This window comes from Kosakonia sp. SMBL-WEM22 (assembly GCF_014490785.1).
GTDB lineage: Bacteria > Pseudomonadota > Gammaproteobacteria > Enterobacterales > Enterobacteriaceae > Kosakonia.
On the sequence record NZ_CP051488.1, the window covers coordinates 1045193 to 1065720 of the forward strand.

Annotated in this window: 18 protein-coding genes; 11 read left to right on the forward strand and 7 right to left on the reverse strand. The window is 61.1% G+C overall.

The window, feature by feature from the left end; all coding sequences use genetic code 11:
- Positions 1-4: 4 nt before the first annotated feature.
- On the reverse strand, positions 5-919 hold the full coding sequence (locus tag HF650_RS04950; protein ID WP_187801423.1) for a YgcG family protein: 915 nt from the start codon (positions 917-919) through the stop codon (positions 5-7).
- A 22-nt stretch (positions 920-941) separates the two neighbouring features.
- A complete protein-coding gene (locus tag HF650_RS04955; protein WP_187802610.1) occupies positions 942-1556 on the reverse strand; it encodes a LemA family protein in 615 nt (204 codons plus the stop codon).
- Between the two features lie 204 nt (positions 1557-1760).
- On the opposite strand from HF650_RS04955, the gene queE reads away from it, so the two are divergent.
- Complete coding sequence (queE, locus tag HF650_RS04960) at positions 1761-2432, forward strand: 7-carboxy-7-deazaguanine synthase QueE (RefSeq protein WP_187801424.1); 672 nt, start codon at positions 1761-1763, stop codon at positions 2430-2432.
- Between the two features lie 45 nt (positions 2433-2477).
- Here queE and queD read toward each other — a convergent pair whose 3' ends face one another.
- Positions 2478-2837: a 6-carboxytetrahydropterin synthase QueD gene (gene queD / locus HF650_RS04965; RefSeq protein ID WP_023479478.1), complete on the reverse strand. Its 360-nt coding sequence runs from the start codon at positions 2835-2837 to the stop codon at positions 2478-2480.
- 304 nt (positions 2838-3141) lie between these two features.
- Here queD and cysJ point away from each other — a divergent pair, with 304 nt between their 5' ends.
- The 3 genes from cysJ to cysH all read left to right on the forward strand — a co-directional run bounded on the left by cysJ (position 3142) and on the right by cysH (position 7473).
- Positions 3142-4950: an NADPH-dependent assimilatory sulfite reductase flavoprotein subunit gene (gene cysJ / locus HF650_RS04970; protein WP_187801425.1), complete on the forward strand. Its 1809-nt coding sequence runs from the start codon at positions 3142-3144 to the stop codon at positions 4948-4950.
- Positions 4950-6662, forward strand: a complete 1713-nt coding sequence (gene cysI / locus HF650_RS04975) for an assimilatory sulfite reductase (NADPH) hemoprotein subunit (RefSeq protein ID WP_187801426.1) — start codon at positions 4950-4952, stop codon at positions 6660-6662. The genes cysJ and cysI overlap by 1 nt, the downstream gene beginning before the upstream one ends.
- Positions 6663-6738: 76 nt before the next feature.
- On the forward strand, positions 6739-7473 hold the full coding sequence (gene cysH / locus HF650_RS04980) for a phosphoadenosine phosphosulfate reductase (protein ID WP_187801427.1): 735 nt from the start codon (positions 6739-6741) through the stop codon (positions 7471-7473).
- 888 nt (positions 7474-8361) lie between these two features.
- Here cysH and hpxZ read toward each other — a convergent pair.
- From hpxZ to HF650_RS05000, 4 genes are read right to left on the reverse strand one after another with little or no spacing between them, the layout of a single operon-like run.
- A complete protein-coding gene (gene hpxZ / locus HF650_RS04985) occupies positions 8362-8745 on the reverse strand; it encodes an oxalurate catabolism protein HpxZ (RefSeq protein WP_042717656.1) in 384 nt (127 codons plus the stop codon).
- Positions 8742-10118 (reverse strand): AtzE family amidohydrolase, encoded by a 1377-nt coding sequence (locus tag HF650_RS04990; protein ID WP_187801428.1) that lies wholly within the window; start codon positions 10116-10118, stop codon positions 8742-8744. Before HF650_RS04990 ends, hpxZ begins: the two co-directional genes overlap by 4 nt.
- Positions 10115-10303, reverse strand: a complete 189-nt coding sequence (hpxX, locus tag HF650_RS04995; protein ID WP_187802611.1) for an oxalurate catabolism protein HpxX — start codon at positions 10301-10303, stop codon at positions 10115-10117. Before hpxX ends, HF650_RS04990 begins: the two co-directional genes overlap by 4 nt.
- 9 nt (positions 10304-10312) lie before the next feature.
- Positions 10313-11896, reverse strand: a complete 1584-nt coding sequence (locus HF650_RS05000) for a gamma-glutamyltransferase family protein (RefSeq protein ID WP_187801429.1) — start codon at positions 11894-11896, stop codon at positions 10313-10315.
- Between the two features lie 115 nt (positions 11897-12011).
- On the opposite strand from HF650_RS05000, the gene HF650_RS05005 reads away from it, so the two are divergent.
- The 7 genes from HF650_RS05005 to HF650_RS05035 all read left to right on the forward strand — a co-directional run bounded on the left by HF650_RS05005 (position 12012) and on the right by HF650_RS05035 (position 20509).
- Entirely contained in the window at positions 12012-12851 is an 840-nt protein-coding gene (locus HF650_RS05005) for a MurR/RpiR family transcriptional regulator (RefSeq protein WP_187801430.1), read from the forward strand.
- A gap of 170 nt (positions 12852-13021) precedes the next feature.
- Entirely contained in the window at positions 13022-14263 is a 1242-nt protein-coding gene (locus tag HF650_RS05010; protein ID WP_187801431.1) for an alanine--glyoxylate aminotransferase family protein, read from the forward strand.
- Positions 14260-15522, forward strand: coding sequence for an allantoate amidohydrolase (gene hpxK, locus HF650_RS05015; protein WP_187801432.1), 1263 nt, complete (start codon positions 14260-14262; stop codon positions 15520-15522). Before HF650_RS05010 ends, hpxK begins: the two co-directional genes overlap by 4 nt.
- Positions 15523-16192: 670 nt before the next feature.
- Positions 16193-16909, forward strand: coding sequence for an FCD domain-containing protein (locus HF650_RS05020; RefSeq protein WP_023479491.1), 717 nt, complete (start codon positions 16193-16195; stop codon positions 16907-16909).
- A complete protein-coding gene (locus HF650_RS05025) occupies positions 16906-17919 on the forward strand; it encodes an ABC transporter ATP-binding protein (RefSeq protein WP_187801433.1) in 1014 nt (337 codons plus the stop codon). Before HF650_RS05020 ends, HF650_RS05025 begins: the two co-directional genes overlap by 4 nt.
- Complete coding sequence (locus tag HF650_RS05030) at positions 17916-18983, forward strand: oligopeptide/dipeptide ABC transporter ATP-binding protein (RefSeq protein WP_187801434.1); 1068 nt, start codon at positions 17916-17918, stop codon at positions 18981-18983. Before HF650_RS05025 ends, HF650_RS05030 begins: the two co-directional genes overlap by 4 nt.
- Positions 18984-18994: 11 nt before the next feature.
- Positions 18995-20509: an ABC transporter substrate-binding protein gene (locus HF650_RS05035; RefSeq protein ID WP_187801435.1), complete on the forward strand. Its 1515-nt coding sequence runs from the start codon at positions 18995-18997 to the stop codon at positions 20507-20509.
- The last annotated feature ends 19 nt before the right edge of the window (positions 20510-20528 follow it).

Sequence of the window (20528 nt, forward strand, 5' to 3'; positions counted from 1 at the left end):
TTTCTCACCAGCTTCCTGAAGATCCGCCGCCGCCGCTCGAGCCACCGCCGCCGGAACTGCTTCCACGCGAGCGGGTCGCCGCAGAGCTGCTGCTGCCTGAGCTGCTGCGCGATGCCCAGCCCGAACCGCTTCGCCCGCTGCGCCGATTTTCCTGCGCATAGCGGACGCGTAGTTTTCGCCCGAGCGGTGTTAACAGCACAATCATCACTATAAAGGGCGTTGAAAAACTGACCAGGCAAAAGGGCAGCAACCACATGTGCCGCGCGCTGAAAAAGATTAGTGCAAAGCTGAGTGGGAAGGCGCCAATAAAGAGGGTCATCAGGCAGCTATGCTTTTCACGCAGTGCCAGCACCGCAATAAGCACAACCACGGCAATAAATGCCCACCAGGCAGAAAAGGGGATCGGCTGCGCGTCGCTTTCCGGATTGTGTGGTTGCGGCTGCGTTTGCCCGTCGAGAAGCTGGCTAATCCCCTCGACGCCTTGCATAACACCGCCCGCCAGATCGCCTGTTTTAAAGGCAGGAATAATCGCCTGGCGGATAATGCGGTTGGCCAACACATCAGTCAAGGTGCCTTCCAGCCCGTAGCCCACCTCAATGCGCACTTTTCGGTCTTGCCAGGCAACCAGCAGTAGCACGCCATCATCGCGCTGACGATCGCCGAGCTTCCAGTGCTCAAAGATACGGGAGGCGAACTGCTCAATGCTTTCCTCCCCGGTAGTCGGTAGCAGCAGCACCCCGGTCTGCGTGCCAGTGCGGGCGTTGAGTGCCGTCACTTTTTCGCTCAACGCTGCGCGATCCGCATCGCTTAAAAGCCCGGTCGGATCATTAACGAATCCGTGCATATCGGGGACGGGGAGGGCATTTGCTTTGACAGCAAAGCCGGTTAGCACCAGCCATAATACGGCTATGCTTTTCATTGCTCTCATTATTGCCATGAGATTAGTGCGCGCGAGCCGGACTGAAATCGATGCGCGGAGCCTGGGGGCTGGCCGTCGCTTCATCGGGTAAATAGTTGCGCTTTTTGCTATAGCCCATCACTTTAGCCGTCAGAGATGCCGGAAATTGTCGCACCGTCACGTTGTAGCGCTCCACTGCTTTGATGTAGCGCCCGCGCGCTACGGCGATGCGGTTTTCAGTGCCTTCGAGTTGCACGGAGAGCGCCTGGAACAGCGCCTGGCTTTTCAGCTCAGGGTAGCGCTCATTGACCACCATCATCTGGCGTAGAGCATGGCTCAAATTGGATTGCGCCGTGCCCCAGGATTGCAGCGCGTTGTCACTCTCCGGCGCATTTTGCAGCGCGGCAGTTGCTTGTTGCGCCTGGCTGCGCGCCAGCGTCACGGCTTCCAGCACCGTTTGCTCATGCTCGGCGTAGCCCTTCACCACCGACAGCAGGTTAGGGATAAGATCGGCGCGGCGCTGATACTGGTTTAGCACTTCCGACCAGGCGGCATTGACGGCCTCATCCTGAGACTGCATATCATTGTAGCCGCAGCCTGTCAGGCCAAAGAGCAGCGTACACAACAGCACCAGACGGCGCACCGCACTCCAGTTCATCACCTATTTATCCTTATATGTGAGTAAAAAATCCCGCGCCATAGTAAACGCCTGCTGATAGGTTGCCAATTGCCTGGAAATGAGAGTTACAGAGGCAAAGGTTGGGCCAGCACCTAAAATCGCTGCCGTCAGGGCGCAAATGGCACATGATCGTCGGCGGGTTATCTGCAATAATCCCTTTTTTCACTTCGATAAAGAGCCAGCATGCAGTACCCGATTAACGAGATGTTCCAGACCCTGCAAGGCGAGGGTTACTTCACCGGCGTTCCCGCCATTTTTATTCGTCTACAGGGATGCCCGGTTGGTTGTGCCTGGTGCGACACCAAACACACCTGGGATAAGCTCGCGGATCGGGAGGTGTCGCTCTACAGCATTCTTGCCAAGACTAAAGAGAGCGACAAGTGGGGCGCGGCCAGTAGCGAAGATCTGCTCGCCATTATTGAGCGCCAGGGCTGGACGGCACGCCACGTGGTGATCACCGGCGGCGAACCCTGCATTCACGATCTTATTCCGCTCACCGCACTGCTGGAGAAGCATGGCTTTAGCTGCCAGATTGAAACCAGCGGCACCCACGAAGTGCGCACCTCCCACTCCACCTGGGTAACGGTTTCGCCGAAGGTGAATATGCGCGGTGGGTATGATGTGTTACAGCAGGCGCTGGAGCGGGCCGATGAGATCAAGCACCCTGTCGGGCGCATGCGCGATATCGAAGCGCTGGATGAGCTGCTGGCGCAACTGCACGATCAGAAGCAGCGGGTTATCGCCCTGCAACCGATCAGCCAGAAAGAGGACGCCACGCGGCTGTGCATTGAAACCTGCATTGCGCGCAACTGGCGGCTGTCGATGCAGACGCACAAATATCTCAACATCGCCTGATAAAACAAACCCGCCAGCGGCGGGTTTATTGTTTTACGCAGAGGATCAGCCGCGGTAGACGCATCCGGCGGTGCAGGTCTCTTTCACCATCACCGCGCTCAGCAGCGGCACAACCGGCTTCATCTGATCCCAAATCCATTTCGCCAGCACTTCGCTGGTCGGGTTTTCCAGCCCCGGGATCTCGTTGAGATAGTAGTGATCCAGTCTGTCGTAGAGGGGTTTAAACGCCGCTTTCAGCTCGGCGAAATCCATAATCCAGCCGGTATAAGGGTCCACCTCGCCGGTGATCTCCAGGCGCACCATAAAGGAGTGGCCATGCAGGCGACCGCACTTATGTCCCTCAGGAACATGGGGCAGGTGGTGCGCGGCTTCGAAGGTGAAATCTTTAAACAAGGTGGTCGACATAATGCACTCTCAGGCTACAAAAACCGCCGAATGGTAGCGGAAATGACCTTTTTTAGCATTAACTAAAACCGCTAAAAACGATTACCGCTTCACGCGCTAAACGGTGTCATCTATTTATCTATTAAATTCATACGGTTATTCAATCTGTTTTACTGTTAACGATGATAGCTAAAACAGGTTAGTCCTTTTGGTTATTTATTATTTCCAACCTTTCTTTAATTGTTATTATCCCCGCCGTTAACCTTACTTTCTCTTCTGTTTTTCCAAACATAAAAACAGCTTTGCTACTGGAACATAACGACGCATGACAACCCAGGCCCCATCTTCCGCGTTGCTCCCGTTAAACCCGGAGCAACTGGCGCGCCTCCAGGCGGCCACCACCGATTTGACTCCCACCCAGCTCGCCTGGGTTTCCGGCTACTTCTGGGGCGTGCTCAATCAGCAGCCCGGCGCGGCGGCCGTTGCCACTACCGCACCCGTTGCCGAAACCCCGTCGATTACTCTGATCTCCGCCTCGCAGACCGGCAATGCGCGCCGCGTCGCTGAAGCGCTGCGCGACGATCTGCTGGCGGCGAAACTGAGCGTCAACCTGGTCAACGCGGGCGACTACAAATTCAAACAGATTGCCAACGAGAAGCTGCTGGTAATTGTCGCCTCGACGCAGGGCGAGGGGGATGCGCCGGAAGAAGCGGTAGCACTGCATAAGTTCCTCTTTTCGAAAAAAGCGCCGAAATTTACCGACACCGCCTTTGCGGTCTTTGGTCTGGGTGACAGCTCCTATGAGTTCTTCTGCCAGGCAGGGAAAGATTTCGACAGCAAGCTGGCTGAGCTGGGCGCCGAGCGTCTGCTCGACCGCGTTGATGCCGACGTCGAGTACCAGGCCGCCGCCGCCGAGTGGCGCGCGCGCGTGGTCGAGGTGCTGAAAGCCCGCGCCCCGGCCGCTACGCCTGCGCAGACCGCAGCCAGCACCAGCGGCGCGGTGAATGAAGTCACCTCCAGCCCCTACACCAAAGAAGCACCGCTTGCCGCGACGCTCTCCGTTAATCAGAAAATCACCGGCCGTAACTCGGAAAAAGATGTCCGCCATATCGAAATCGATCTCGGCGACTCCGGCCTGCGCTACCAGCCTGGTGATGCGCTCGGCGTCTGGTACCAGAACGATCCGGCGCTGGTGCAAGAGCTGGTGGAGCTGCTGTGGTTGAAGGGCGATGAGCCGGTCACCGTTGACGGTAAAACCCTGCCGCTGGCTGAAGCTTTACAGTGGCATTTCGAGCTGACCGTTAACACCGCCAATATCGTTGAAAACTACGCCACCCTGACGCGCAGCGAATCCCTGCTGCCGCTGGTGGGTGATAAAGCGCAGTTGCAGCACTATGCCGCGACCACGCCGATTGTCGATATGGTGCGCTTCTCGCCGGCGCAACTCGATGCCGACGCGCTGGTTGGCCTGCTGCGCCCGCTGACCCCGCGCCTCTACTCCATCGCCTCTGCGCAGGCGGAAGTGGAGAGCGAAGTGCACGTCACCGTTGGCGTTGTGCGGTATGAGATTGAAGGCCGCCCGCGTGCTGGCGGTGCCTCGAGCTTCCTCGCCGATCGCGTGGAAGAGGAAGGCGAAGTGCGCGTCTTTATCGAGCATAACGACCACTTCCGCCTGCCGGCCAACCCGGAAACGCCGGTGATTATGATTGGCCCTGGCACCGGTATCGCGCCGTTCCGCGCCTTTATGCAGCAGCGCGCCGCCGATGAAGCACCGGGCAAAAACTGGCTCTTCTTTGGCAACCCGCACTTTACCGAGGATTTCCTCTACCAGGTGGAGTGGCAGCGCTATGTGAAAGAGGGTGTGCTGAGCCGTATCGATCTCGCCTGGTCGCGGGATCAAAAAGAGAAAATATACGTACAAGATAAACTGCGCGAACAGGGCGCAGAGCTGTGGCGCTGGATCAATGATGGCGCCCACATTTATGTCTGCGGCGATGCCAATCGTATGGCGAAAGACGTTGAGCAGGCTTTACTGGACGTGATTGCCGAATTCGGTGGCATGGATACCGAAGCGGCGGATGAATTTTTAAGTGAGCTGCGCGTTGAGCGCCGTTATCAGCGAGATGTCTACTAATGAGCGAAAAACATCCTGGCCCTCTGGTGGTCGAAGGCAAACTGGCCGATGCCGAGCGCATGAAGCTTGAGAGTAACTATCTGCGCGGCACCATCGCCGAAGATTTAAATAACGGTCTGACCGGTGGTTTCACCGGCGACAACTTCCTGCTGATCCGTTTTCACGGCATGTACCAGCAGGATGACCGCGACATTCGCGCCGAGCGCGCCGAGCAGAAGCTTGAGCCGCGCCACGCAATGTTGCTGCGCTGCCGCCTGCCGGGCGGCGTCATCACCACCAAACAGTGGCAGGCGATCGATAAGTTCGCCCATGACAACACTATTTACGGCAGCATCCGTCTGACTAACCGCCAGACCTTCCAGTTTCACGGCATTCTGAAGAAGAACGTGAAGCCGGTGCACCAGATGCTGCACTCCGTCGGTCTGGATGCGCTGGCGACCGCCAACGACATGAACCGTAACGTGCTCTGCACTTCGAACCCGTTCGAATCGCAGTTGCATGCCGAAGCGTATGAGTGGGCGAAGAAGATCTCCGAGCATCTGCTACCGCGTACCCGCGCCTATGCGGAGATCTGGCTCGATCAGGAGAAGGTGGCCACCACCGATGAAGAGCCGATCCTCGGCCAGACCTATCTGCCGCGTAAGTTCAAAACCACGGTGGTGATCCCGCCGCAGAACGATATCGATCTGCACGCTAACGACATGAACTTTGTGGCGATTGCCGAGAATGGCAAGCTGGTCGGCTTTAACCTGCTGGTCGGCGGTGGGCTCTCCATTGAGCACGGTAACAAGAAAACCTACGCTCGCACGGCGAGCGAGTTTGGCTACCTGCCGCTGGAGCATACGCTGGCAGTGGCGGAAGCGGTGGTCACTACCCAGCGCGACTGGGGTAACCGTACCGATCGTAAAAACGCCAAAACCAAATACACCCTTGAGCGCGTCGGCGTTGAGACCTTCAAAGCGGAAGTGGAACGCCGCGCAGGGATCAAGTTTGAGCCGATCCGCCCGTATGAGTTTACCGGCCGCGGCGATCGCATCGGCTGGGTTAAAGGGATCGACAACAACTGGCACCTGACGCTGTTTATTGAAAACGGCCGTATCCTCGATTATCCGGGACGCCCGCTGAAAACTGGCCTGCTGGAGATCGCGAAGATCCACGCGGGCGAGTTCCGCATCACCGCCAACCAGAACCTGATCATCGCCAGTGTGCCGGAGAGCCAGAAAGCGGCGATCGAGCAGTTGGCGCGCAGCCACGGCCTGATGGATGCGGTAACGCCGCAGCGCGAAAACTCAATGGCCTGCGTCTCCTTCCCGACCTGCCCGCTGGCGATGGCGGAAGCGGAGCGTTTCCTGCCTTCCTTCGTCGATAAAGTGGAAGCGCTGATGGCGAAACATGGCGTTGGCGACGAGCATATCGTGCTGCGCGTCACTGGCTGCCCGAACGGCTGCGGTCGCGCCATGCTGGCGGAGATTGGCCTGGTGGGTAAAGCGCCGGGTCGCTACAACCTGCACCTCGGCGGCAACCGCAGCGGCACGCGTATTCCGCGTATGTACCGTGAAAACATCACCGAGCCGGAGATCTTAGGCGAGATCGACACCCTCGTCGGTCGCTGGGCGCAGGAGCGCGAAGCGGGTGAAGGCTTCGGCGATTTCACCGTGCGCAGCGGCATTATCCGCCCGGTATTAGATCCAGCGCGCGATTTTTGGGAGTAAGCGTTGCAGGCCGGATAAGGCGAAGCCGCCATCCGGCACTGAACACGCCACCCGGCAACAACACTGTGAGGAATCTATGTCCATACTCGATCTGAACGCGCTCAACGCGCTGGCGAAAGAGGAACGTGACCAGCAGCTGGCCGACACCAACGCCCAGCTTGAAACCTTCACCGCCGAAGCGCGCGTGGCGTGGGCGCTGGAGAATCTGCCGGGTGAGTATGTGCTCTCATCCAGCTTTGGCATTCAGGCGGCGGTCAGCCTGCACCTGGTCAACCAGGTCTGCCCCAATATTCCGGTGATCCTGACCGATACTGGTTATCTCTTCCCGGAGACCTACCAGTTTATTGATGAGCTGACGGAGAAGCTCAACTTAAACCTTAAGGTCTATCGCGCCGAGCAGAGCCCGGCCTGGCAGGAGGCGCGCTACGGCAAGCTGTGGGAGCAGGGCGTGGAGGGGATTGAGAAGTACAACCAGATTAACAAAGTCGAGCCGATGAACCGGGCGCTGGCAGATCTGAATGCGCAAACCTGGTTTGCCGGCCTGCGCCGCGAGCAGTCGGGTAGCCGCGCGGCGTTGCCGGTGCTGGGCATTCAGCGCGGCGTGTTCAAAGTGCTGCCGATCATCGACTGGGATAACCGCACGGTCTACCAGTATCTGCAAAAACAGGGGCTGAAGTACCATCCGCTGTGGGATGAGGGCTATCTGTCGGTGGGCGACACCCACACCACCCGCAAATGGGAGCCGGGCATGGCAGAGGAGGAGACGCGCTTCTTCGGCCTTAAGCGCGAATGCGGGCTGCACGAAGGGTAACTCCATTACCGGATGTCCACCGCGATTTTGCCGGTGTTGTAGGCCGGATAAGGCGTAGCCGCCATCCGGCAAACAGGCCGCACCGGTTACGGCATCACACTGCCGGATGGCGCTGACGCTTATCCGGCCTGCGTACTGCGGGCGCTGTTTTTGTAGGCCGGATAAGGCGTAGCCGCCATCCGGCAAACAGGCCGCACCGGCTTACGGCATCACACTGCCGGATGGCGCTGACGCTTATCCGGCTTACGTACTGCGGGCGCTGTTTTTGTAGGCCGGATAAGGCGCAGCCGCTATCCGGCAATCAAACCGCACCGGTTACGGCATCACACTGCCGGATGGCGCTAGCGCTTATCCGGCCTGCGTACTGCGGGCGCTGTTTTTGTAGGCCGGATAAGGCGCAGCCGCCATCCGGCAAACAGGCCGCACCGGTTACGGCATCACACTGCCGGATGGCGCTAGCGCTTATCCGGCCTGCGTACTGCGGGCGCTGTTTTTGTAGGCCGGATAAGGCGCAGCCGCCATCCGGCAAACAGACCGCACCGGCTCACGACATCACACTGCCGGATGGCGCTAGCGCTTATCCGGCCTGCGTACTGCGGGCGCTGTTTTTGTAGGCCGGATAAGGCGCAGCCGCCATCCGGCAAACAGACCGCACCGGTTACGGCATCACACTGCCGGATGGCGCTAGCGCTTATCCGGCCTGGGTACTGCGGGCGCTGTTTTTGTAGGCCGGATAAGGCGCAGCCGCCATCCGGCAAACAGGCCGCACCGGTTTACGGCATCACACTGCCGGATGGCGCTAACGCTTATCCGGCCTACGTACTGCGGGCGCTGTTTTTGTAGGCCGGATAAGGCGCAGCCGCCATCCGGCAATCAAACCGCACCGACTTACTGCATCACACTGACATGGGCGGCGACAATCCGCCATCCGAACGGGAACTTCACCCACGTCTGCATCTGGCGGCCGATGCGCTCGCTGTTTTCGCGGGTAAACTCGGTGCTCGCCACCGCCATCTCATCCCCAAAGGTGGTAATGGTGGTATTACGTAACACTCTTTCTAACCCGACCGACGGGCGCGCCTGGCGAAAATCGCGGATTGCCGCCATGCCGTAAAGATTCTCCGTCGCTCCGTAGCGCACCGTGCGCCCGTCATCCCAGAACAGTTCATCCAGCACCGCCACATCATTACTGATCAACGCTTGCTCATAGCGATAAAACGCCGCCGTCACCTCATTGAGGATCAGCGGGCGGTCAATATTGTCCCGATTCATGCCCCCTCCTGCGGATAAAGAAGCCCGGCCTGCTCCAGCCGCCATGCCGCCTGTAAACAGCGCGCTTCCTGCCACGGCGCGCCAATAATCTGTACGCCAATCGGCAGCCCGCGCTTACTCTTCAACGCCACGGTCACCACCGGCAGGCCGAGAAACGAAATCGGCTGCGTCAGCATCCCCATGCTCGCTTTGACCGGCAGGTCACAGCCGTTGATGCGCATTGTCGCGTCTCCGATCTGCGTGGCACTGCATGGCGTGGCGGGAGCGAGCAGCAGATCGACATCCTTAAACAGCGCCAGCGTCTCATCACGAAACCAGGCCCGGAAGCGCTGCGCCTGCGTATACCACGCCGACGGCGTCATCGCCCCCGCCAGCAGGCGCTCGCGCGAGTTCGGCTCAAACTTATCCGCCGCCGTGCGCAGGGCAGGCAGGTACGCATTTCCCCCTTCGGCAGCGGTCAGCACAAAGGCCGCCGAACGTGCCAGCTCCGCCTGCGGCAGCGTTATCGCGTGATCTGCGGCCAGCGCATGCGCCACCTGGCTTAAGGCGCTACGGGCATCGGTATCGCACCAGGTGGTGAAGAACCCCTCCAGTACCGCGCAGCGCAGCGGATCGTCGCGGCTAATCTGCGACATCGCCGCCTCGGCAGGGCGATCCGCCTGCGCGCGATCCTCCGGATCGTGGCCCTGCATGGCGTCATAAACCCGCGCCAGATCGTCGACGGTGCGCGCCAGTGGGCCGATATGATCGAGGCTCGGCACAAAAGGGTGGCTGCCGCTGCGCGACAAACGCCCGAAGGTCGGTTTCAGGCCATTCACGCCGCAGAGCGAGGCGGGCACGCGGATGGAGCCGTTGGTGTCGGTGCCAAGGGCGAAATTGACCATCCCCGCCGCGACCGCTGCCGCCGAGCCGCCGGAGGAGCCGCCCGCTACACGTGTGCGGTCACGCGGGTTACGCGTCGCGCCGTAGTGGCTGTTCTCGGTGGTGAAGCCATAGGCATAGGCGTCCATATTAAGCGCGCCTGCCAGCAGCGCCCCGGCGCGATGGAGCTGGCGCAGGGCAAAGGCATCCTGCGCGGCGGGCGGGTCGTTGCTGAACAGCTCCGCGCCAGCCAGCGTCGTCACGCCCGCAATATCAAACAGGTTTTTCACCGCAAACGGCACCCCCGCCAGCGGCGGCAGCGGCTCGCCCTGCGCGATCTGGCGGTCAATCTGCGCCGCCTCTGCAAGCAGGCGCGGGGCGGTGATTTCAGTAAAGGCGTTAATGCCTGGGTTAAGCTGATCGATGCGCGATAACGTCTGCTGCGCCAGTTCATGGGCGCTGAACCACTTCTCGCGCAGCCCGCGCTGAATATCCTCTATCGACAGATTCATAAGCGATACTCTCCCGCGCCTTCCTGACGAGGGGGCAGGGGAAACTGCATTAACGGCTGTGCCATCGCCGCGATGCGGGCCAGCTGCACCTCAAGCTCCGTGCGGCGCGCGTCATCAAGCGGCACATCAAGTATCTGCTCCATCAGCCGAACCCACGTTTTCCACTCTACTGCGTCGTTGTTCATCATCGCTCCTTAGAAACCCGCCGCGCTGCCATTGCTGCGCGGATCAAACGCCCCCTCCAGCATGCCGTTGGCATGGCGCACAATCGCACCGGCATGGCCGGTCGCTTCGCTTAAACCGGGCAGCCACTCCACCTCATGACCCATGGCGCGCAGCGCCTGCGCTGTCTCTTCGCTAAAGCGGCTCTCCAGTTTCAGGCTGTCGGAAGTCTGCCCCCAGGTACGGCCGAGCAGCCAGCGCGGGGCGCAGACCGCCTCCTGCAATCCCATCCCTTGCAACACGTGGCGGGTAAAGATCGCCGCCTGGGTCTGCGGCTGCCCGTCGCCGCCCATCGTACCGTAGACCATGGTGCGACCATCGTTAAGCCGCGCCGCCGCAGGGTTTAAGGTGTGGAACGGCTGTTTGCCCGGCATCAGCGCGAGCAGGTGTTGCGGGTCGAGGCTGAAGGCCGCGCCGCGGTTTTGCAGCAGCACGCCGCTCTCCGGCAGCACCACGCCGCTGCCAAACTCGTGATAGATACTCTGGATAAACGACACTGCCAGCCCGTTTTTATCCACCACGCCCATCCACACCGTATCCCCCGGCCCTTTGCCTGGGCCCCAGGGTGCAGCACGCTGCTCATCGATGCTGGCGGCGAGCTGTTCCAGCGGTGCCTGCTCCAGCAGGCTCTGCACCGGCAGCGTGACGTGGCGCGGATCGGTGATATAGCGGTCGCGCAGGCCAAAGGCTTTTTTGGTCGCTTCGACAATTCGGTGGATGGTCTGCACTTCGCTGGCCTGTTCCATCGCCAGGTGATCGGTAATGCCGAGGATCGCCAGCGATACCAGCCCCTGAGTGGGCGGCGTCATGTTGAACACCTCACCCTGGCTGTGCGCCAGCCGCAGCGGCACGCGGCGCTGGGCGCGATGGTTAGCCAGATCCTGTGCAGTTACCGGCAAACCTAAAGCTGCCATTTCAGCGGCGATAATCGTTGCCAGCGGGCCGCGATAAAAACTGCCCAGCCCCTCAGTGGCAAGCCGGGTCAGGGTGCGCGCCAGTTTCGGCTGGCAAAAGCGGCTCCCCGCCGCGGGCGCAATGCCCTCTGGTAAGAAGGTGTCGGCAAAACCGGGCACATCGACCAGTTCGGCGTATTTCGCCTGGGTGGCGCTGGCCTGCGACTGGGTGACGGGAATGCCGTCGGCGGCGTAGCGAATAGCATCCGCCAGCAGGCGCGACAGCGGAAGCTGCCCACCGCCGAGGGAGGCGGAGACCGCCAGCGCCTCCTCCCAGCCGCTCAGTGTGCCGGGCACGGTTAACGCCGCCAGCGGGCCGCGATGGGGAATATGCGCATGCCCGTCGTAAAAGACGGTGGTCGCATGCTGGCCCGCCGCACCGCTGGCATCGATCGCCAGCGGTTCACCGTTCGGCGGCACGATCAGCCAGAAGCCATCACCGCCAATACCGTTCATATGCGGGTAGACCACCGCAATGGTGGCCGCCGCCGCGACCATCGCTTCAATCGCGTCGCCGCCGTGGCGCAGCACCGAGAGCGCCGACTCGCTGGCAAGGTGGTGCGGCGTTACCGCCATACCGGAGGGGGCCATATTACTCTGCATCGTCACGCTTCCTTTTTTGCGGGTATAGCAGAGTGTTAAGCAAGAGCTGTTCCAGATTGACGCGATACGTTTCACTGTGTCAGCTTTAGCTGAAACAAAAGTTGCAGGAGGCGTTATGCAGCAGCTCGATATGCGCTTACGCGCGTGTTACGACCACCTCTCGCCGCAGGAGCAGCGGGTGGCCGCCTTTATTCTCGACCACTTCGACGACCTGGTGAGCTACAACAGCGCCGAGCTTGCGCGCTTAAGCGGCGTGTCGAAAGCGACCGTCAGCCGCCTGTTTCGCCGGCTCGGTTATGACAACTTTAAAGCGATGCGCGATGAGCTGCGCACCCTGCGCCAGAGCGGAATGCCGCTGGCGGAAAGCCGCGAGGCGGTGCAGGGCAATACGCTGCTGGCGCGCCACTATAAGCAGGAGATGGCGAACCTGACCCAGTGGATCAATAGCCTCGATGCGGCGCAGTTTGCCGCCATTATCACTGCCCTGAGCGCTGCCCGGCGGGTGGTGATTATCGGCTTTCGCAACAGCGCGCCGGTGGCGCTGCATCTGCGCCAGCAGTTATTGCAAAGCCGCGGGCAGGTGGCGGTGATGCCGCAGCCGGGGCAGACGCTGGCAGAAGAAATTGTCGATCTTACCGGGGAGGATATGGTGGTGATGGTGGCGTTTCGCCGCCGTCCGCGCGGCGTGCGTCCGCTGCTGGAGACGCTGCAAAGCCGCGGGGTGCCGGTGCTGGTGCTGAGCGAAGCGCAGGCCAGCGGGCTGAAAGCCGTTAGCCGCTGGCATATCGGCCTGCCGCTGGAGAGCGTCTCGGCGTTCGACAGCTACAGCAGCGCCATGAGCCTGGTGAACCTGCTCGCCAACGCGCTGCTACACACTACCCTCAGCGAAGGGCGCCAGCGCATCCATACCATCGCCGCGCTCTATCAGGATCTCGACGAACTCGAACCGCGCTGATGCACTTTTTTGGTGCTTTCGCACCACGCTGATGACTCCACGCGGGGCACGCTGTGCCCCCGATTTTGTGGTTTACCCCCCAGTCCTGCCCCTTTCATCTATGGCACATTAGTTGCAGAAATAGCAAATAAGAACCTTTTGTTTCATTGATCCGGATAAAGGACGTGCCAATGTTTGATCTCTCCAGCAGTTCACAAATCAACCCGCCGCAGCGCCTGTTAATGGGGCCGGGGCCGATCAATGCCGACCCGCGCGTGCTGCGCGCGATGGCGAGCCAGCTTATCGGCCAGTACGATCCGGTAATGACTGGCTACATGAACGAGGTGATGGCGCTCTATCGCGGCGTCTTTCGCACCGAAAACCGCTGGACGATGCTGGTGGATGGCACCTCGCGCGCCGGTATTGAGGCGATCCTCGTCTCTGCCATTCGCCCCGGCGACCGCGTACTGGTGCCGGTGTTTGGCCGCTTTGGTCACCTGTTATGTGAAATCGCCCGCCGCTGCCGCGCCGAGGTGCATACCATTGAGGTGCCGTGGGGCGAAGTCTTCACCCCGGATCAGATTGAAGAGGCGATCAAGCGCGTTAAGCCGCGCCTGCTGCTGACGGTGCAGGGCGACACCTCGACAACGATGCTGCAACCCCTCGATCAACTGGGCGAGATCTGCCGCCGCCACGATGTACTCTTCTACACCGATGCCACCGCATCGCTTGGCGGCAACCCACTAGAGTGTGATGCCTGGGGGCTGGATGCGGTCTCTGCCGGGTTACAGAAGTGCCTTGGCGGGCCGTCCGGCAGCGCGCCGGTTACCTTAAGCCCGCGCATGGAGGCGGCGATCCGCGCCCGCCGCTGCGTTGAGCAGGGGATCCGCACCGAGGCCCACGAAGACGGCAGCGAGGAGATGATCTACTCCAACTATTTCGATCTCGGCATGGTGATGGATTACTGGGGGCCGGAGCGCCTGAACCATCACACCGAAGCCACCAGCATGCTCTTCGCCGCCCGCGAATGCGCGCGCATTATGCTGGAGGAGGGGATCGATAACCTGATTGCCCGCCACGAACTGCACGGTCGTGCGCTGCTCGCCGGTATCCAGGGAATGGGGCTTGGGGTGTTTGGCGACATCCGCCACAAGATGAATAACGTGCTCGGGGTGATGATCCCGCCTGAGGTGCACGGTGAAGAGGTGCGCCAGCGCCTGCTGAACGATTTCCATATTGAGATTGGCACCTCCTTCGGCCCGCTACAGGGCAAGATCTGGCGCATTGGCACCATGGGCTATAACGCGCGCAAAGATTGCGTCCTGCAAACCCTCACCGCGCTGGAAGCGGTGCTCAACCGCCTCGGTTTTCGCACGGTGCAGGGCGCAGCGATGCAGGCGGCGTGGGATGTTTATGAAGGAGCGCGCGCATGATGGGTGAAGAGGAGGCGGCGCGCGCTGCCGGTCGGGTGATGGCGCGCTGCGACGCGCTGGCGCAATTGAGCGAAAGCAGCGAGGGGCTGACCCGCGTTTATCTCTCGTCAGAGCATTTGCAGGCCAATGCGCTGGTCGCGCAGTGGATGCAGCAGGCGGGCATGCACACCTGGCAGGATGCGGTCGGCAATATCTGCGGGCGCTATGAGGCCGCGCAGCCGGGGGCGCAGGCGCTGCTGCTTGGCTCCCATCTCGACACGGTACGCAACGCCGGGCGCTACGACGGGATGCTCGGTGTGCTGGCGGCGATTGAAGTGGTCGATGCGCTGAACCGTGCCGGGCTTCGCGGGGCGCAGGCGATTGAGATTATCGGCTTTGCCGATGAGGAGGGGACGCGCTTTAACATCGCTCTGCTCGGCAGCCGCGGCCTGACCGGTAGTTGGCCCGCCTCATGGCTCGCCTGCGAGGATGCGCAGGGAGTCAGCGTGGCGCAGGCGTTAGCTCTTGCCGGGCTGAGCGCCGATGAGATTTTTGCCGCCCAACGCCCGGCGGCGGCTTTCTCGGCCTATCTGGAGTTGCATATTGAGCAGGGGCCGGTGCTGGAGCAGGAGGATCTCGCCCTCGGGGTAGTGAGCGCGATTAATGGTGCGCACCGTCTGCATGCCCGCTTTACCGGTGAGGCCGGTCATGCCGGGACAGTGCCGATGCGCCATCGCCGCGATGCGCTGGCCGCCGCCGCCGAATGGCTGCTGTTTATTGAGCAGACCACCCAGGCCTTCGCGCCGGATATTGTTGCTACCGTCGGCACCTTGCAGTGTGAACCCGGTGCGGTGAATGTCATCCCTGGCGCGGTAAGCCTGACGCTCGATATTCGCAGCCCGCAGGATGCGGCGCGCGACGCGCTGCTGCAGCGCCTGCTGGCGCAGGCGGAGGTGATTACGACGCGGCGCGGCGTAGGTTTTAGCCATGAGATTTTTTATACCATCGCCGCCACGCCCTGCGATGGTGATCTGCGCGCGCAGTTAACCGACGCGGTACGGGAAGTGCAGGGGCGCGCGCTACTGTTGCCGAGCGGTGCCGGGCATGACGCCATCGCCATTGCCGAGCGCTGGCCGTCGGCGATGCTTTTTGTGCGCTGTGCAGGTGGCATCAGCCACCATCCGGCGGAGAGCGTGGCGGAGGAGGATGTCGCCCAGGCGCTGCGCGCCTTTAGCCTCGCGGTCGGGCAGCTTATTGCGCGCCCGTCAGCCGTTGCCTGATGGCGGCTGCGCCTTATCAGGCCTGGCACACCCAGCTCACTCAGACATCGAACCCGTAAGCCCGATAAGCGCAGCGCCATCGGGCAATACAAACCCCACCTCCCTCTCAGGCACGGTACCCGTAGGCCCGATAAGCGCAGCGCCATCGGGCAATACAAACCCCACCTCCTTCTCAGGCACGGTACCCGTAGGCCCGATAAGCGCAGCGCCATCGGGCAATAAAAACCCACCTCCCTCTCAGGCACGGCACCCGTAAGCCCGATAAGCGCAGCGCCATCGGGCAATACAAACCCCACATCTCTCACAGGCACGGCACCCGTAGGCCCGATAAGCGCAGCGCCATCGGGTAATACAAACGACTTCATCCCCTTTCAGCCATCGCGCCATCGGGCGGTGCATTTGTGAACGTTTTGCTCTTTTTTGGTGCGCACGTTGCACAAAAACTGTGCATTACCCGTATTTCATTCTCGGAAGCGCTGCTTTTCCCGCCACTCCCGGCAAAAAATAAACATCTTTAAATCAATGTATTAACAAATATTTCAAAAATATAACTGAACCAATGATCTATTGGTTCGCAAATTGCTTAATAAACCGTGAGCGGCAGCAGGCATAAAAACCATAACTTGCTGTTATGAAATAAAAAGATAACGCGAAACGCGGATGAACCAATATGGAAAAACCCTCACGCTATCTGGCGAACTCCAGCACAGCGCTCGAACAGCTTCGTGGCCTTATCCACCAGTATGAGTCAACACCAGGGACTCCTCTGCCGACAGAGCGCGAGCTAGCTGAAATGTTTGGCGTCGGGCGGCGCGAGATCCGCCGCGCCCTCGACGTGCTGGAGGAGGAGGGGCGCATCTGGCGCAAGCAGGGCAAAGGGACCTTTACCGGCCCGACTGCGCCTGCCTCGCCCGTTGCGCTGCAGGGCCTGGTTCAGCAAACCAACATGCTGGAAGTGATGGAGTCGCGCTTACAGATTGAACCCGGCCTGGCGCGGCTGGCGGCGCTGCGGGCAAGCCCGGAGCAGCTGGCGCTGATGCAGCGCATGCTTGAGCGTATCGATAACGTCAGCGCCGAAGATCCGGATCTCAATGAGTTGTGGGATAGCGCCTTTCACCGGGCGATTGCCGAAGCGGCGGGCAACCGCCTGCTGCTTGGCCTGTTCGACACCCTCGACGCCGTGCGCCGCGAACCCGCCTGGCACCATCTGCGCGAGCTGGCACGTACTCCGGCGAAGGTGGACCGCTACAACGATCATCATCACCGCATTATGCAGGCGATCCGCGATCGCAAGCCAGCCGCGGCCGCCATGGCAATGCGCGAACACCTGCTCGATCTGCAATACGCCCTGATCCAGGCCATCCACATTGAGGACGATATGCCATGACGACGATCCCGTTTCACGATCCCGCGCCGGTGCTGCGGATAACCAACCTGAAGGTGCAGTTTGCCGGATCGCCGGTCAGCGTATTAGATGGCATCTCTCTGAGCGTAAAACGCGGTGAGACGCTGGCGCTGGTGGGCGAATCGGGCTGCGGGAAGAGCATTACTTCGCTGGCGTTAATGGGGCTGCTGCCCACCAGCGCGCAGATTGTCAGCGGCGAGATGCACTTTCGCGACCAGGATCTGCGCCAGCTCGCCCCGCGTGACTATGCCGACCTGCGCGGCAACGCGCTGGCGATGATTTTTCAGGAGCCGATGACCTCCCTCAACCCCGCGTTCACGTTAGGCGATCAGCTCAGTGAAGCGGTGATGCGCCACCAGAACGTCTCGCGCAGCGAGGCGATGGCCGCAGCGCTACAAATTCTCGAAAAAGTGCAGATCCCCGCCCCGGAGATGCGCCTTAAAGCCTATCCGCACCAGCTCTCCGGCGGTATGCGCCAGCGCGTGATGATCGCCATGGCGCTGATTAATAATCCCCGGCTGCTGATTGCCGACGAACCGACCACCGCGCTCGATGTCACCATCCAGGCGCAGATCCTCGCCCTGCTCAACACCCTGAAGGCCGATACCGGCACGGCGGTATTGATGATCACCCACGACCTCGGCGTGGTAGCAGAAGTGGCGCAGCAGGTGGCGGTGATGTATGCCGGACAGGTGGTGGAGCAGGGGAGCGTCGAGGCAATTTTTGCCGATCCGCAGCACCCCTACACCATCGGCCTGATGGGCTCGATTCCGTCCCTCGGCGCACGCAAAGGCCCGCTCTCCACCATTCCCGGCGCGGTGCCGCTACCGGAAGCGATGCCGAAAGGGTGCCGCTTCGCCACCCGTTGCCCCTTTGCGCAGACGCGATGCCATCAGGAAAAACCGACCTTACAGCCGCAGGGGCCAGGTCACCTGGTGGCCTGTTTCCGCGCGCCCCTTGAACAGCATATCGCGCTGGGAGAAACCGCATGAGCACCCCGATCCTTGAAGCCCACGATCTCAGTAAACGCTTTGCCGGGCCGTCGCGCCTCTTTGCACCAAAACGGTATGTCACCGCCGTCGATCGCGTCTCGCTGGCGGTTTACCCCGGCGAAACGCTGGCGATTGTTGGCGAGTCCGGCTCCGGTAAGTCGACCCTCGGCCGCCTGTTGCTACGTCTGCTCGCCGCTTCCGAAGGCGAGGTGTATTACCAGGGCGAGGCGATCACCCATGCCAGCGGCGCGCGCGTAAACCAGCTGCGCCGCGAGCTGCAAATTATCTTTCAGGACCCCTTTGCCTCCCTTAACCCGCGCATGACCGTTGAGCAGATCGTCGGCGAGCCGCTGTGGCTGCACCAGAAGATGGGCAAAAGCGATCGCCAGCTACGCGTGGCGGAACTGCTCTCCACCGTCGGGCTGCCCGCCGCCTGGGCGCGTCGCTACCCCCATGAGTTTTCCGGCGGCCAGCGCCAGCGTATCGGCATCGCCCGTGCGCTGGCCTCGGGGCCGAAACTGCTGCTCGGCGATGAGCCGGTATCAGCGCTCGATGTTTCGGTGCAGGCGCAGGTGGTCAACCTGCTGGAGAACCTAAAGCAGCAGTTTGGCCTGACGATGATTATCGTCGCCCACGGTCTGGCGGTGATCCGCCATATGAGCGACCGGGTGGCGGTGATGTATCTCGGGCAGATTGTCGAGATGGCGACGGTTGAAGAGATCTTCGACGCCCCGTTACATCCTTACACCCAGGCGCTGATCGCCTCCGCGCCGCAGACACAGCCGGGCCTTGAGCGGCAAACGCCGCTGTTGCAGGGCGATCTGCCCAACCCGGCCAACCCGCCGCAGGGCTGCCGTTTTCACACCCGCTGCCCCTATGTCAGCGATGAGTGCCGCCAGCTTGAACCCATTAACCAGCTGCTCGACGGCGGTCGCCAGGTGGCCTGCCATCGCTGGCAGGAGATTAACCGCGATCGCAGCGTTATCCAGATTGCTCCGCCTTCCGCCGCCTTCCTGCGCCGCCGTGCGCTGTTTGAACAGGCAGCCTCTCACTCGTCACGTTAAAGGAAACAATAATGATTGTGCGAAATTCTCTGTTGACCGTTCTGGGAAGCGTTATGTTGCTGGGCGCGGCGCTGCCGACCCACGCTGAAAGTGTGCTGAAAGTGGGCCTCGGCGCCGATCCCGATATGCTCGATCCGCATCTGGCGCGCACCTACTACGGGCGTTTTGTCTTTGCCTCGCTCTGCGATCGGCTGGTGGATGTCGACGCCAACCTGAAGGTGGTGCCCGGCCTCGCCACGGCGTGGACATGGAGCGAGGATGGCAAAACCCTGACCATGACCCTGCGCGAAGGCGTCACCTTCCACGACGGCGAGAAGTTTGACGCCACGGCGGCAAAATATAGCCTCGATCGCGCCCTGACGCTGCCAGGCTCGCTGCGTAAAAGCGAACTCTCGTCGGTGGAGTCCGTTGAAGTGACCGGGCCGATGCAGATCGCTCTGCACCTGAAAACGCCGGACTCGGCGCTGCTGATGCAGCTCACCGACCGTGCCGGCGCGATGCTGGCACCGGAGGCGGCGAAGAAAGCCAATTTCGCCGCGCACCCGGTCTGCTCTGGCCCTTATAAATTCGACAGCCGCGTCGCGCAGGATCGCATTGTGTTGACCCGCTTCGATAACTACTGGAACAAAGGCGCATACCACTTCGACAAAGTGGTCTATCTGCCGATCCCGGATGCCTCCGTGCGGCTGGCAAACCTGCGCGCGGGCGATCTCGATCTGACGGAAGGCGTTGCTGCCAGCGATGTGAAAACCGTGCAGAGCGATAGCAAGCTGCAACTGGCGAAGGTGACCGGCCTCGGTTACCAGGGCATCACGTTTAATATCAATAACGGCAAAGTACCGGCCAACGATCCGTTTAAAGATGCACGCGTGCGCGAAGCCTTCTCGCTGGCTATCGACCGCGAGGCGCTCAACCAGGTGGTATTCGAGGGGCTTTATACTCCGGCAAACCAGGCCTTCTCGCCGGTCAGCCCCTATCACGTCAAGCTGCCGGTTGCGCCGCGCGATGTGGAGAAAGCAAAAGCGCTGTTGCAGGCCGCCGGGGTGAAAACGCCGCTGACCGTCTCGCTGCTGGTGCCGAATAACCCAACCTCGCAGCAGGTGGGCCAGGTGCTGCAAGCGATGACCGCCGAAGCGGGCTTCAACATCAACCTGCAGATGACCGAATTTGCCACCCTGCTCGACAGACAGCAGAGCGGTGATTATCAGCTGAGCTTCTCCGGTTGGTCCGGCCGCCCGGATCCTGATGGCAGCATCTTTGGCTTTGTCCACAGCAAAGGCGCGCTCAACGATGGCCGCTACAGCAACGCTCAGGTCGATACATGGCTGACCGAGGCGCGAACGCAGAACGATCCCGCCACCCGCCAGGCGCTGTACGAAAAAGTGGTGAAACAGCTGCAAACGGATATGCCGATTGCCTACCTCTACTTTGAGCCGCGCCTGTTCGGGCTGAACAAAAAAGTGCAGGGCTTTACTCCTTACCCGGACGGCATTGTGCGTCTGGCGGGTCTGAGCTTCGCCAAATAACCCGTCAGCCGTAAGGAGA

What these genes read in the sequence shown, in the direction of transcription:
- HF650_RS04950 (WP_187801423.1), bottom strand. Translation starts at nt 919, where the DNA reads ATGAAAAGCATAGCCGTATTATGGCTGGTGCTAACCGGCTTTGCTGTC.
- HF650_RS04955 (WP_187802610.1), bottom strand. Translation starts at nt 1,556, where the DNA reads ATGAACTGGAGTGCGGTGCGCCGTCTGGTGCTGTTGTGTACGCTGCTC.
- queE (WP_187801424.1), top strand. Translation starts at nt 1,761, where the DNA reads ATGCAGTACCCGATTAACGAGATGTTCCAGACCCTGCAAGGCGAGGGT.
- queD (WP_023479478.1), bottom strand. Translation starts at nt 2,837, where the DNA reads ATGTCGACCACCTTGTTTAAAGATTTCACCTTCGAAGCCGCGCACCAC.
- cysJ (WP_187801425.1), top strand. Translation starts at nt 3,142, where the DNA reads ATGACAACCCAGGCCCCATCTTCCGCGTTGCTCCCGTTAAACCCGGAG.
- cysI (WP_187801426.1), top strand. Translation starts at nt 4,950, where the DNA reads ATGAGCGAAAAACATCCTGGCCCTCTGGTGGTCGAAGGCAAACTGGCC.
- cysH (WP_187801427.1), top strand. Translation starts at nt 6,739, where the DNA reads ATGTCCATACTCGATCTGAACGCGCTCAACGCGCTGGCGAAAGAGGAA.
- hpxZ (WP_042717656.1), bottom strand. Translation starts at nt 8,745, where the DNA reads ATGAATCGGGACAATATTGACCGCCCGCTGATCCTCAATGAGGTGACG.
- HF650_RS04990 (WP_187801428.1), bottom strand. Translation starts at nt 10,118, where the DNA reads ATGAATCTGTCGATAGAGGATATTCAGCGCGGGCTGCGCGAGAAGTGG.
- hpxX (WP_187802611.1), bottom strand. Translation starts at nt 10,303, where the DNA reads ATGAACAACGACGCAGTAGAGTGGAAAACGTGGGTTCGGCTGATGGAG.
- HF650_RS05000 (WP_187801429.1), bottom strand. Translation starts at nt 11,896, where the DNA reads ATGCAGAGTAATATGGCCCCCTCCGGTATGGCGGTAACGCCGCACCAC.
- HF650_RS05005 (WP_187801430.1), top strand. Translation starts at nt 12,012, where the DNA reads ATGCAGCAGCTCGATATGCGCTTACGCGCGTGTTACGACCACCTCTCG.
- HF650_RS05010 (WP_187801431.1), top strand. Translation starts at nt 13,022, where the DNA reads ATGTTTGATCTCTCCAGCAGTTCACAAATCAACCCGCCGCAGCGCCTG.
- hpxK (WP_187801432.1), top strand. Translation starts at nt 14,260, where the DNA reads ATGATGGGTGAAGAGGAGGCGGCGCGCGCTGCCGGTCGGGTGATGGCG.
- HF650_RS05020 (WP_023479491.1), top strand. Translation starts at nt 16,193, where the DNA reads ATGGAAAAACCCTCACGCTATCTGGCGAACTCCAGCACAGCGCTCGAA.
- HF650_RS05025 (WP_187801433.1), top strand. Translation starts at nt 16,906, where the DNA reads ATGACGACGATCCCGTTTCACGATCCCGCGCCGGTGCTGCGGATAACC.
- HF650_RS05030 (WP_187801434.1), top strand. Translation starts at nt 17,916, where the DNA reads ATGAGCACCCCGATCCTTGAAGCCCACGATCTCAGTAAACGCTTTGCC.
- HF650_RS05035 (WP_187801435.1), top strand. Translation starts at nt 18,995, where the DNA reads ATGATTGTGCGAAATTCTCTGTTGACCGTTCTGGGAAGCGTTATGTTG.